General features: G+C 34.2%; 13 protein-coding genes. 9 read left to right on the forward strand and 4 right to left on the reverse strand.

Annotated elements, in window-relative coordinates:
- Positions 1-13: 13 nt before the first annotated feature.
- Positions 14-790, reverse strand: coding sequence for a Cof-type HAD-IIB family hydrolase (locus tag P2Q73_RS04320; RefSeq protein WP_275784322.1), 777 nt, complete (start codon positions 788-790; stop codon positions 14-16).
- A gap of 283 nt (positions 791-1,073) precedes the next feature.
- Here P2Q73_RS04320 and P2Q73_RS04325 point away from each other — a divergent pair, with 283 nt between their 5' ends.
- The 3 genes from P2Q73_RS04325 to P2Q73_RS04335 all read left to right on the forward strand — a co-directional run bounded on the left by P2Q73_RS04325 (position 1,074) and on the right by P2Q73_RS04335 (position 3,709).
- On the forward strand, positions 1,074-1,283 hold the full coding sequence (locus P2Q73_RS04325; protein WP_275784325.1) for a DNA-dependent RNA polymerase subunit epsilon: 210 nt from the start codon (positions 1,074-1,076) through the stop codon (positions 1,281-1,283).
- Positions 1,284-1,286: 3 nt separating this feature from the next.
- The gene (gene rnjA, locus P2Q73_RS04330) at positions 1,287-2,954 is read left to right on the forward strand and encodes a ribonuclease J1 (RefSeq protein ID WP_053590162.1); all 1,668 of its coding nucleotides are present in this window, start codon (positions 1,287-1,289) and stop codon (positions 2,952-2,954) included.
- Positions 2,955-3,082: 128 nt separating this feature from the next.
- Positions 3,083-3,709: a LysE family transporter gene (locus tag P2Q73_RS04335; protein ID WP_056827455.1), complete on the forward strand. Its 627-nt coding sequence runs from the start codon at positions 3,083-3,085 to the stop codon at positions 3,707-3,709.
- On the opposite strand, the gene P2Q73_RS04340 is transcribed toward P2Q73_RS04335, so the two are convergent.
- The 3 genes from P2Q73_RS04340 to P2Q73_RS04350 all read right to left on the reverse strand — a co-directional run bounded on the left by P2Q73_RS04340 (position 3,694) and on the right by P2Q73_RS04350 (position 6,427).
- Positions 3,694-5,043 carry an amino acid permease gene (locus P2Q73_RS04340; RefSeq protein ID WP_056827456.1) on the reverse strand — a complete coding sequence of 450 codons (1,350 nt, stop codon included), beginning with the start codon at positions 5,041-5,043 and terminating at the stop codon, positions 3,694-3,696. The two genes, P2Q73_RS04335 and P2Q73_RS04340, sit on opposite strands and share 16 nt — an antisense overlap.
- 208 nt (positions 5,044-5,251) lie before the next feature.
- Positions 5,252-5,911 carry a potassium channel family protein gene (locus P2Q73_RS04345; protein WP_053590165.1) on the reverse strand — a complete coding sequence of 220 codons (660 nt, stop codon included), beginning with the start codon at positions 5,909-5,911 and terminating at the stop codon, positions 5,252-5,254.
- 72 nt (positions 5,912-5,983) lie between these two features.
- Positions 5,984-6,427: a TlpA family protein disulfide reductase gene (locus tag P2Q73_RS04350; RefSeq protein ID WP_056827459.1), complete on the reverse strand. Its 444-nt coding sequence runs from the start codon at positions 6,425-6,427 to the stop codon at positions 5,984-5,986.
- A gap of 194 nt (positions 6,428-6,621) precedes the next feature.
- Here P2Q73_RS04350 and P2Q73_RS04355 point away from each other — a divergent pair, with 194 nt between their 5' ends.
- The 6 genes from P2Q73_RS04355 (at position 6,622) to P2Q73_RS04380 (ending at position 12,297) form a co-directional block, all read left to right on the forward strand.
- Complete coding sequence (locus P2Q73_RS04355) at positions 6,622-7,164, forward strand: helix-turn-helix domain-containing protein (RefSeq protein ID WP_056827461.1); 543 nt, start codon at positions 6,622-6,624, stop codon at positions 7,162-7,164.
- Between the two features lie 18 nt (positions 7,165-7,182).
- Positions 7,183-8,289 carry an ABC transporter ATP-binding protein gene (locus P2Q73_RS04360; protein ID WP_053590168.1) on the forward strand — a complete coding sequence of 369 codons (1,107 nt, stop codon included), beginning with the start codon at positions 7,183-7,185 and terminating at the stop codon, positions 8,287-8,289.
- Positions 8,279-9,103, forward strand: a complete 825-nt coding sequence (locus P2Q73_RS04365) for an ABC transporter permease (protein ID WP_056827463.1) — start codon at positions 8,279-8,281, stop codon at positions 9,101-9,103. Before P2Q73_RS04360 ends, P2Q73_RS04365 begins: the two co-directional genes overlap by 11 nt.
- Positions 9,087-9,890 (forward strand): ABC transporter permease, encoded by an 804-nt coding sequence (locus P2Q73_RS04370; RefSeq protein ID WP_275784337.1) that lies wholly within the window; start codon positions 9,087-9,089, stop codon positions 9,888-9,890. The genes P2Q73_RS04365 and P2Q73_RS04370 overlap by 17 nt, the downstream gene beginning before the upstream one ends.
- Positions 9,887-10,960, forward strand: a complete 1,074-nt coding sequence (locus tag P2Q73_RS04375; RefSeq protein WP_053590171.1) for an ABC transporter substrate-binding protein — start codon at positions 9,887-9,889, stop codon at positions 10,958-10,960. The genes P2Q73_RS04370 and P2Q73_RS04375 overlap by 4 nt, the downstream gene beginning before the upstream one ends.
- Before the next feature lie 152 nt (positions 10,961-11,112).
- Positions 11,113-12,297 (forward strand): MFS transporter, encoded by a 1,185-nt coding sequence (locus tag P2Q73_RS04380; RefSeq protein WP_275784343.1) that lies wholly within the window; start codon positions 11,113-11,115, stop codon positions 12,295-12,297.
- Positions 12,298-12,324: the final 27 nt, after the last annotated feature.

A 12,324-nucleotide genomic window follows, 5' to 3' on the forward strand; every position in this document is an offset into this window, starting at 1 on the left:
TATCTCCTTATTACTATTGTATAAGTTCTAACTTCTTCATAGCATTTATTAAACCATTTTCAGAAACATGCTCAGTGACAATTGTCGCACGATCCTTTAATGCATCTACAGAATTTCCCATTGCAACGCCTATCCCAACAAAATCGAGCATTTCTATATCATTGAATCCATCTCCGAAAGCAATACTATCATCTGGAGATTTCCCTATATGTTTAAGCAATAATTCAATACCTTTAGCTTTTGAAACTCCTTTTGGTAGAACATCACAAGATACTCGATGCCAACGAACAAATTTTAAGTTTGGAAATGCATTTTCATATTCCTTTTGTTCTTCTAAGCTACAAAATATTAAAGCTTGATGGATGTCATTTGTTAAAAAGAAGTTTTCTTCTGTTCGAGGTAGCGCCATTTTTAAAGATGAAATACTTTCAAATACATCTTCATGGTCAGGTATATTCGATACAAATTCCTTACTATCCATATAAACTACCGGTTGCTCCCTATTTTGAGCAAAATCTGTTAACTGTTGCAACTCTTCTTTTTCTAGTACTCCTTTATAGATCGTTTCGCCTTTATACTGCACGATTTGGCCATTATAGCAAACAAAGGAGTCTAGGTTTAACTGGTCTAAAACAAATTTAGCTGTAAATGGAGCTCTTCCTGTAGCAATTATAATTTCATGCCCGTTCGATTTTGCTTCATTAATAGCTTCTATTACACCTGTGGGGATATTTTTATCACCATCTAGAATCGTTCCATCAATATCAAAAAATAAAATTTTATTTTTCATAAAAATAATCCTCTTTTCATTATGCAAATAGTTTGACTTTTCTGCGAAAATCCTTTACAATTTTTCCATTCTTGTATATAATGTAGTACAAGGAGTGGGTGGCCATGTTGAAACGCCTGAAAAGGAAACTGTTGAGACGGCTCGGTGGAATGCTCAGAGAAAAAACGATAGCATAGATTTTTATGCCCTTCAAATTTTGGAGGGCTTTTCTTTATTTTAAATAAGCGTCATGATAATATAAAGAGAATTGATTTATTTTGAACGTGAAAAAGGAGAGTATAAAATGATTTATAAAGTTTATTATCAAGAAAATGCACTAGAAGTACCAGTTCGCGAAAACACTAAGAGCCTATATGTAGAAGCAGAATCAGAACGTGAGGTTCGTTCTCTTCTGAAAGATCGAAAGTATAATATTGAATTAATTCAATTGCTTGAAGGTAGTCATTTAGAATACGAACAAGCAAGTACGAATTTCAATGTTGAGAAGATATAATCTATGAAATTTGTAAAGAATGATCAAACTGCGGTTTTCGCCCTCGGCGGACTAGGCGAAATCGGCAAAAATACTTATGGCGTTCAATTTCAAGATGAAATAATTTTGATTGATGCTGGAATCAAGTTTCCAGAAGATGATTTATTAGGAATTGACTATGTTATTCCTGACTACACGTATTTAGTAAAAAATGTGGATAAAATTAAAGGCCTTTTTATCACACATGGTCATGAGGATCACATCGGTGGAATTCCTTATTTATTGAAGCAACTCAACGTTCCTGTTTATGGCGGAAAGTTAGCCCTCGGCCTACTACGCAATAAATTAGAAGAACATGGTTTACTTCGTCAAACTAAAATGAATGTTATTGAAGAAAACGATGTCATTAAGTTTAGAAAAACTGCAGTTAGTTTTTTTAGAACAACACATAGTATTCCAGATGCGTTCGGTATTGTAGTAAAAACCCCTCCAGGTAATATCGTTCACACGGGAGATTTTAAATTTGATTTCACACCTGTTGGTGAACCAGCAAACTTAACGAAAATGGCTGAAATCGGTAGTGACGGAGTGTTGTGTTTACTTTCCGATAGTACAAATGCAGAAGTCCCTAACTTTACAATGTCTGAACGTAAAGTAGGCGAAAGTATGGATTCTATCTTTAGAAAAGTAAATGGTCGTATTATATTTGCTACTTTTGCATCTAATATTCATAGACTTCAGCAAGTAACAGATGCTGCTGTACATCATAATCGTAAAATCGCTGTATTTGGTAGAAGTATGGACAATGCAATCACGATTGGGCGTGAGCTTGGATATATCACTGCTCCTAAGGAAACTTTTGTTGACGTTAGTACATTAAATCGATTACCAGCAAATGAAGTACTTATTTTATGTACGGGTAGCCAAGGTGAACCAATGGCAGCTCTTTCACGAATAGCAAATGGCACTCATCGTCAAATTCAAATCCAGCCTGGAGATACTGTAGTATTTTCTTCCTCTCCTATTCCTGGAAATAGATCAAGTGTAAATCGCACGATTAACTTACTTTATCGTGCAGGAGCAGAAGTAATTCATGGATCTTTAAATAATATTCATACGTCTGGTCATGGTTCACAAGAAGAGCAAAAGCTTATGCTACGCCTGATGAAACCAAAATTCTTCATGCCAATACACGGTGAGTATCGTATGTTAAAAATCCATTCGGAACTTGCTATCGATTGTGATGTACTTCAAGAAAATACATTTATCATGGAAAATGGAGATGTACTTGCATTGAGTGCAAACGAAGCACATGTAGCTGGTAGAATTCCTTCTGGTGATGTATACATCGATGGTAGTGGGATAGGTGACATTGGCAATATCGTACTTAGAGATCGTCGTATTTTATCTGAAGAGGGATTAGTTATTGTCGTTGTCAGCGCAGATATGGAAAAGAAAAAAATTGTTTCTGGACCAGATATTATTTCACGAGGATTCGTTTATATGCGTGAATCGGGGACGATGATTAACGAGGCTCAACAAATGTTAAACAAGCACTTACGATTAACAATTCAGGACAAGCCTGCTGAATGGTCTGAATTAAAAAATGAGATTACAGACGTTCTAAGTCCTTATTTATATGAAAAAACAAAAAGACGACCAATGATTTTACCAATTATCATGGAAGTTTAGTATGTATGCTTAAACCTCAGATTTCTATAATCTGAGGTTTTTTATTGAATAATTTTGTTTGCATTTAGTTGTACAAGACACTCCAAATGAATAAGATACAAGATATCTATTTCGATGGAGGACATACAATGAATTCAATTTTCACTTACATCTTGTTAGGAATTTCTTTAGCGGCACCAGTTGGACCTGTTAATGCGGCACAATTAGATACAGGAATCAAAAATGGTTTTTTTCATGCATTCATTTTTGGTTTTGGTGCATTAACAGCGGACATCCTCTATATGATTATGGTTTATTTTGGGGTTGGGCAATTCATAGATTCACCTTACATAAAAATATTTTTATGGACTTTCGGGTGTTTCGTTCTAACTTATACAGGCATAGAAAATTTACTAACCCTAAACAAAATTAAAATTAACATGTCATCTGGAAAGCGCATTCGTCTTAGGCAGGCATTACTGTCCGGATTCCTAATTTCCCTGTTGAATCCTCTAACGATTCTTTTTTGGTTGGGAATATACGGTTCTATCCTTGCGCAAACATCCGTCTCTCTCCAGGACGATCAATTAATTATTTTTAGCTTAGCAATTATAGTTGGAGTAATTTTGTGGGATACGATTATAGCTTTTCTTTCAAGTGGTGCAAGAAAGTACCTATCAACTAGGTTTCTTATTCTTATCTCCTTACTCTCTTCCCTATCGATGATTGCATTTGGTATATATTTTGGCATTCAAGCTTATCACACACTCTTTTGAGACTCTTCCTTTTCCCAGCGCTTACGTAACACTAAAATGACTAGTGCAATTACAGATATGAACACTAAACTGATAAAAAAACCTGGTCGACTTGTAGAATGAACAAGTGATCCGCTTACTGCAGCGACTACAAGAATTATGCCGATAGTTCTTTTTACTTTATCCGCATTAGTCAGCTCAATCAATTTGTGATAAAACATTAACATAAATAACCAGTTATAAAGCAACATTAATGCTGCAGCAGTCGTTATATATTCATACACTTTATTAGGTAACACTAAAGAAGTTACAATAGATATTACAAGTCCTAAGGAAGTTAATGCAATAGCAGGTAAAGGCATTTTGAATTTTTTTTTCGTTTGTTTACTGAATATTGCTGGAGCATCTCCCTCTTCCGATAGCGTCGTAAGGATTGTGGTGACCGAAAATAAGGAAGCAGACATTGTTGAAAACCCAGCAATAATAATAGCCGCAGTAAAAACGTGGGGAAAAAAATCTAAATTAAAATCCGCTAAAGCAGTAACAAAGGGACTTTTCTTATCTTTAAATTCTGTATAGGGAACGAGCAATAGCGCCAAAGTAAGTGAAATTACATAAATTAAGCCAAGAAGAGCTAACATTACTTTCCCTGATTTTGGTGCATCTTCTTTCTTTTTTAGATGAATAGCCATAACACCCATTACTTCTATTCCACCATGAGCGAAAAAGGCAAATAAAAGTGCACTCCAAAATCCAAAGACTCCTTTTGGAAATAATTCACCCATGGTTTTTGGAATATCTCCTTTTGGATTTCCATCAATAACACCTGTTAGAGCTAAGATAGCAATAACAATAAACATAAAGATTGCTGCAATTTTCATAATAGCAAATATACTTTCTACTTTTCCAAATGCTTTTGCTCCTATAAAAAGCACGATAAGTCCACAAATGGCGTATATTAAAGCAAAAATCCACAAACGAACACCTGGGAACCAAAGCTTTGTCAAAAGTGAAATTGCAGTCAACTGACTACCTATTATTAATATTTCAGAACACCAATAAACCCATCCACTACTAAATCCTGCCCAACGACCATATGCTTTTTTTGCGTATGTTCGAAATGTCCCCTTTTGTGGATCTTTAGCAGACATTTTCGCAAGAGCTTCAAACACAATGTATGTCGCAGTGGCTGCCAATATAAAAGCAAAAATAACGGATGGTCCGGTCATTTGAATGGCAATACTTGATGCCAAGAAAAAACCTGTCCCAATTATACAACCAACCCCGATTAAGGATAGTTGCCACCAAGAAAGATGCCCCTCACTATTATTTTTTTCAGACGTTTGTTTTGCCACAATTTCCACCTCCTTGTAATAGTCTTTCACAAGGAATTGTAATTATGATGTTTTTGTTTTTGTAAAAAAATGGTTCTGGAATGTATGAAAAAGATTGAAATATTTTATCTCTTTATAAGAAAGCTCTTGTGGGAGATTATTTAGAGGTTCCGTGCGCAAATAAAAAAGCCCACATTTGGGCTTATATTTTGGTATTTACAGCTTTTCATTAAGATAAAACTTTTTTCTCAAAACGATTAATATCGACATCTGCTCCAATAATGATGAGTACATCATTTAATTGAAGCTGCTCATCTGGAGGTGGTGAAACAAAAATATCATTTCCCCTTTTGACAGCAACAATATTTATTCCGTATTTTGCACGAATATCTAAATCGATAATAGAATGACCTGCTATTTTTTCATTTACCTTTATTTCCATAATTGAATGTTTGTCAGATAGTTCAAGATAATCGAGAACATTACTAGATATTATATTATTTGCAATTCTAATACCCATGTCTCGCTCTGGATGAACAACTTGATCTGCCCCTATTTTGCGAAGTACTTTTTCATGGTAATCATTTTGTGCTTTTACAGTAATTTTTTTGACACCTATCTCTTTAAGCATTAGTGTTGTAAGAATACTGGATTGAATATCATCTCCAATAGCAACAATTACATGTTCAAAATTCCGAATACCAAGAGATTTTAAAGCTGCTTCGTCTGTGGTATCTGCTACAACGGCTTGTGTTGCAATTGCTGCAAATTCATCTACACGCTCTGGTACTATATCGATTGCCATTACATCTGCACCTTGAGTAATCAGTTCTCGTACAATACTTCCTCCAAAACGACCTAATCCTATAACTACGAATTCCTTTTGCACGCCAATACCTCCCTACCATTCGACTGCACTTAGTTTACCATATGGAATCAAATAGTAGATAGATTTATCGTCCTATTTTTCTTTCATTAAAAGAGTCAATCGTTTTTCAAGCATATGCATCCCGTTCTCACCAGATTGGACATGTCTTAACAAACCATTTTTATCAAATAAATAAAAGGAAGGAACAATTCTATTTTGAAATGCTTTGGTAACAATTAATTGATGGTCTAAGCAAACGGGATGGCTCATGTTCCATTTCTTAGTAAGAACTTGAATTAACTGTTCATCTATATCCTCTTGTTTTCTTGGCATATGCACACTAACGATTTTAAATTTTCCATTGTATAACACTTTCCATTTATTGATTTTTTCCACTGAGGTCTTACATAAATTACAGCTTACTGACCAAAAATGGACAAGAAGGGGTACTTCACCTATCAATTGCTCCTTTGTCTGTTTGCCATTCATCCACTTTAAATCCCGAGATAAATCAGGTAACTCCTCTCTTAGCTTCAATTACTTCTCTCCTTTTTTGTATAAGTCCAAAGCTATTGTATGCAAATGAAAGTAAATTGACTGTTCCTTTTATAGGAGTACTAACAATTTTTTGATATTAATAAAATAAGTTGTTAAAGTAAACTTTAAGTTGTGTTAAAATAAACTTTGTTTAAAATAGGAATTCATTTTCGCTTAAGAAGGAGTTTCTTTATATGCAAATAGGGAAAAAAATAAAGAGGTTGCGTTTAAAAAAAGGACTAACACAAGAAGAACTTGGAGAAAGAACAGACCTTAGTAAAGGTTTTATATCTCAATTAGAAAGAGATATAAATTCGCCGTCTATTGAGACCCTTTTTTCCATATTAAGTGTGTTAGGAACAAAACCGAAAGATTTTTTTGACGATGAATACGCAAGGACAAAGGTGGTTTTCACGCAAGATGAACAGACTATTTATGAAGATGAAGATAAGAACTATGAACTAAGATGGCTTATTTCTGAATCCAATGATAATGAAATGGAGCCTGTTTATCTTAAGTTTGGAGTTGACGGTCAATTTAAACAATTTGAGCCTTCACTTTCTGAGACTTTTATTTATGTATTACAAGGAAGAGTTAAACTTACTTTAGGAAAGCAACAATACATAGCTTCAAAAGGAGAATCTATTTACTTTGAAGCGTCTGATCATCATCTGCTTGAAAATAATTCTACTGAAGAAGCACACGTTATTTACGTAGTTACAAATTCATATTTATAGAAGTTATGGAGGGATTTTATGTCGGAAACAACAATCATTCGTTTCGAGAATGTTACAAAATTCTACGATTCAGACACTACAGTACTTGATAATATTAACTTGGAATTAGAACGTGGAAAGTTTTATACTCTTCTAGGACCATCTGGTTGTGGGAAAACAACAATATTGAGATTAATAGCAGGATTTATGCAGCCTTCCAGTGGAAACATTTATTTCAATGGGAAACTAATTAATAACGTTCCTGCAAATGAACGTCAAGTAAATACCGTATTCCAAGACTATGCATTGTTTCCACATTTAAATGTGTTTGAAAATGTTGCATTTGGTCTTCGTATTAAAAAGTTAGGAAAAAAAGAAATAGAACAAAAAGTATTTGAGGCACTTAAATTTGTTAATTTGACAGGATATGAAAATAGAGAAATCGTTGAAATGTCTGGTGGGCAAAGACAGCGTGTTGCAATAGCTCGTGCAATCGTCAATGATCCTGAAATAATTTTACTAGACGAGCCTCTATCAGCTCTTGACTTGAAACTTCGCTCTGAAATGCAATACGAGCTTCGTGAATTACAACAACGGTTAGGAAAAACTTTTATTTTTGTGACACATGACCAAGAAGAAGCACTTGCAATGTCTGATGAAATTTTCGTATTAAATGCAGGTCACATTGAACAAAGCGGTACTCCTATGGACATTTATGATGAACCAATTAATCGCTACGTAGCTGATTTTATTGGGGAATCTAATATTGTATCTGGAACGATGGTTGCGGATTTTCAAGTTCGAATTGGTGGAAAAGTATTTGAGTGTGTCGATCAGGGGTTAAATACAAACGAAAAAGTTGATATTGTAATCCGTCCAGAAGATTTAGAAATCACAGAAGTTGAAAAAGGAAAAATGAAAGTAAAAGTAGATACTCAGCTATTTAGAGGGGTTCACTATGAACTTTCAACTTACGATGATGAGGGAAATGAATGGCTTGTTCACTCAACCAAAAAAGCAGAAGTCGGTGAATTTATCGGTTTAGATTTTGATCCAGAATCTATTCATGTAATGCGTCTCAATGAAACAGAAGAAGAATTCGACAAACGTTTAGAATCTTACGGAGAAGAACAGTATGCAAACTAAAAATACGAAAACTTTATATTTAGTACCGTATTTTGCTTGGATTCTATTATTTGTAATAGCTCCAATAGCATTGATTGCTTATTATTCTTTCTTTGACTTAAACGGTAACTTTACGCTTACAAATTATCAAAATTTCTTTACTTCTGTTTATTTAAAATTGACCATTAGCTCTTTCTGGTATGCTTTTTTAATTACATTGTTTTCTTTACTAATTGCTTACCCTACAGCTTATTTTTTAACAAAAACAAAACATAAACAATTATGGCTATTATTAATCATTATTCCGTCTTGGATAAACTTACTTCTAAAAACATATGCTTTCATTGGAATTTTTGGTTTATATGGACCTATAAATGCATTTTTAAATGTATTTGGAATCGGAGAGCAGCAAATATTATTTACTGATTTTAGTTTTATTTTTGTCTCAGTCTATATTTTTATTCCTTTTATGATTCTACCTATCTTTAATGCATTGGATAAGTTAAATCCATCCTTAGTTGATGCTGGTAGAGATTTAGGTGCATCAAGTTGGACGACCTTTACAAAAGTGATTTTCCCATTAACGACGAATGGTGTGAAAGCTGGTATTCAAGCAGTATTTATCCCTTCCCTTTCCCTCTTCATGATTACACGTTTAATCGCTGGGAACAAGGTAATTACACTAGGTACAGCTATTGAACAACAATTTTTAGTTACACAAAACTGGGGAATGGGTGCAACAATTGCAGTATTCCTAATTATATTCATGGTAATAATAATGATAATTACAGGCCAAAGAGATAAGGGGGCTAATTTACATGGAAAAAACAAGTAAGTCAGCAAAGCTATATTTAGCCCTCGTATTTATTGTTTTATACGCACCGATTTTTTATCTAATCTTTTATTCTTTTAATAGTGGCGGTACGATGAATTCTTTTGAGTCATTTACATGGGAACATTATGGAGCTGTCTTTTCTGACACTCGACTGATTATGATACTTATTAATACTATAATTGTTGCATTACTTTCTGCATTAATAGCAACGATTATTGGTGTGTTTGGTTCCCTTGGTATTGTCTATATGAGAAATAAATCTATCCGTAATTCCATTTTATCTTTAAATAATGTATTAATTGTAAGTCCAGATGTTGTTATTGGTGCTTCCTTCTTAATCTTGTTTACAATGGTCGGTGTTAAATTGGGATTTGCTTCTGTGTTAATTTCTCATATCGCATTTAGTATTCCTATTGTTGTACTTATGGTTCTTCCAAAGCTACAAGAGATGAACAGCTCTTTAATCGATGCTGCAGCTGACCTTGGAGCGACGAACAAAGATATATTATCTCGAGTGATTATTCCATTTATCAAACCGGGAATATTTGCGGGATTTTTTATGGCATTAACCTATTCACTAGATGATTTTGCAGTGACTTTTTTCGTTACAGGGAATGGTTTCAGTACGCTTTCTGTTGAAATTTACTCCATGGCACGTGCTGGTATAACCTTAACGATTAATGCGCTATCTGGTATCATTTTTGTAGTTACTTTGTTCCTAGTAGTTGGTTATTACTTTATTAGTCAACGTGGTAAAAACCCTGTTGGAATGGGGGTAAGAAAATGAAGAATATTATAAGAGCTACAGTAGCAATAATCGTTGTATGTATTTTATTATTTCTTGTTAATGACTATTTAAATAAAAGCTCAGGAAAAGCTGGGAATGATACCGTTACTATTTATAACTGGGGAGAATATATTGACCCAGAGTTAATCGCACAATTTGAGGAAGAATCCGGATATCGGGTCGTATATGAAACGTTCGATTCGAATGAAGCTATGATGACTAAAATTGAGCAAGGTGGGACTTCCTACGATATTGCTGTCCCCTCTGAATATGCAATAGAAAAAATGAAAGAAAATAATTTACTATTACCAATTGACCATTCCAAAATACCGAATTTAAAAAATATTGATCCATATTTTTTAGACTTGTCCTTTGATCCTAAAAATGAATTTTCTATTCCTTATTTTTGGGGAACTGTAGGAATCGTTTATAATCCGAGCTTGCTCGATGGACAAACCTTTGAAAGTTGGGAAGCACTCTGGGATCCATCTTTAAAAGGAGAAATTCTATTAGTAGACGGTGCCAGAGAAGTTATTGGAATGGGCTTGAATAGTTTAGGCTATTCTTTAAACTCAACAAACGAAAACGAGTTGCAAGAAGCTACAGATAAGTTGAAAAAACTTACACCTAATGTAAAAGCTATTATTGGAGATGAAGTAACTCAACTAATGGTTAATGAGGAAGCTGCTGTGGCACTTACTTGGTCAGGACAAGCTGCTGATATGATGTGGGAAAATGAAGAACTTGACTATGCAGTTCCACAAGAAGGATCCAATTTATGGTTCGATAATATGGTTATACCGAAAACTGCTGCTAATGTGGAAGGAGCCCATGCATTTATTAACTTTATGTTAGATGCTGAAATTTCTGCTCAAAACGCAGATTATGTAGGTTACTCTACACCAAACGTTGCAGCAGTTTCCTTAATGGATGAAGAAGTTACCTCGGATGAACGTTTCTATCCTCCAGAGGAACAACGAGACAATTTAGAAGTTTATAATAATCTCGGTCTTGAATTACTCGGTAAGTACAATGAATTATTTTTAGAGTTTAAAATGAGTACAAACTAAAAACCTAGAACCGTCTATTAATAGACGGTTCTAGGTTTTTAATTATCTAAATATAAAATTAACAATAATTCGTGTTGCGAAAGTTTTTATTATGATAAGAATGTGATAGAATCGATAGACGTATATAAGTATTTTTAGAAAGTAGGAAACGTATGAAAAAGAAATCAAATCAATATGCCCTTTACATATTAATGTTTAATATGTTTATAGCGATGGCAGGAATCGGTTTAGTTATTCCAGTTATGCCTCAATATCTTGAAACATTTGGTGTAGCAGGACAAGCACTCGGATTTATTATTGCTTCCTTTGCATTAGGTCAGTTTTTATTTTCTCCTTTAGCTGGAGATTTATCTGATTCACTGGGACGCAAGAAACTAATCATAGTTGGCCTAGTTATCTTTTCTGCTTCACAATTATGGTTCGGAATGGCTACTCATGAGTGGATGCTTTATTGTGCACGTTTTGTTAGTGGGATTGGAGGAGCCTTTTTAATTCCTGCAACGATGGCATTTGTTGCAGATATCACCTCTCTTGAAGAACGAGGAAAAGGAATGGGACTCCTTGGTGCTTCTATGTCTCTTGGATTTATGATTGGTCCAGCAATAGGAGGATTTTTAGCTAACGTTAGCTTAACTTTCCCATTCTATATGGCTGCCCTAGCAGCAATCCTATCTGCCATTGTATCTTTTTTCATTTTGCCGGATATTAAAAATGCTGTTTCGGCAAATCCTCCTGAAGAGAAAAAACGACAAGATATTTTTGTTCAAATGAAGAACTCTGTTAAAACACCTTATTTTATGATGCTTATCATCATCTTTGTTTTCTCATTTGGTATTGCCAATTTCCAAACGACCTTCTCATTATACGTAGATCATAAATACAATTATACTCCACAAGACATAGCAGTCGTATTAACAGTTGGTGGATTTATAGGTGTAATTGTTCAAACAGTCGTTGTCGATAAGTTGTTCAAGCGTTTCGGAGAAATAAATGTTATCTTAATCAATTTAGTAGTAGCTGCCTCTGCTTTATTACTATTCTTCCTAGTAGATGCTTTCTGGCTTGTATTAACAGTGGCTTCTATATTTTCTACTGCAACTACTCTTATTCGACCAGCGGTCAATACGGTTGTTTCAAAATTGGCCGGGCATGAACAAGGATTTGCTGCAGGAATGAATAATGCTTATATGAGTTTAGGAAATATGATAGGTCCAGCACTAGCGGGAATCTTTTTTGATATAAATATCAATTTTCCATTTGTCATAGGTTCAGTCATATTATTATTTTCATGGGGTTTAACTCTAGTTTGGATTAAGAAAAGGAATCCCGTAATATAACACAAAAGCTGCCAGTGAATTTCTTAT

The sequence above is a fragment of the Bacillus sp. Cr_A10 genome (assembly GCF_029222665.1).
Lineage (GTDB): Bacteria > Bacillota > Bacilli > Bacillales_A > Planococcaceae > Psychrobacillus.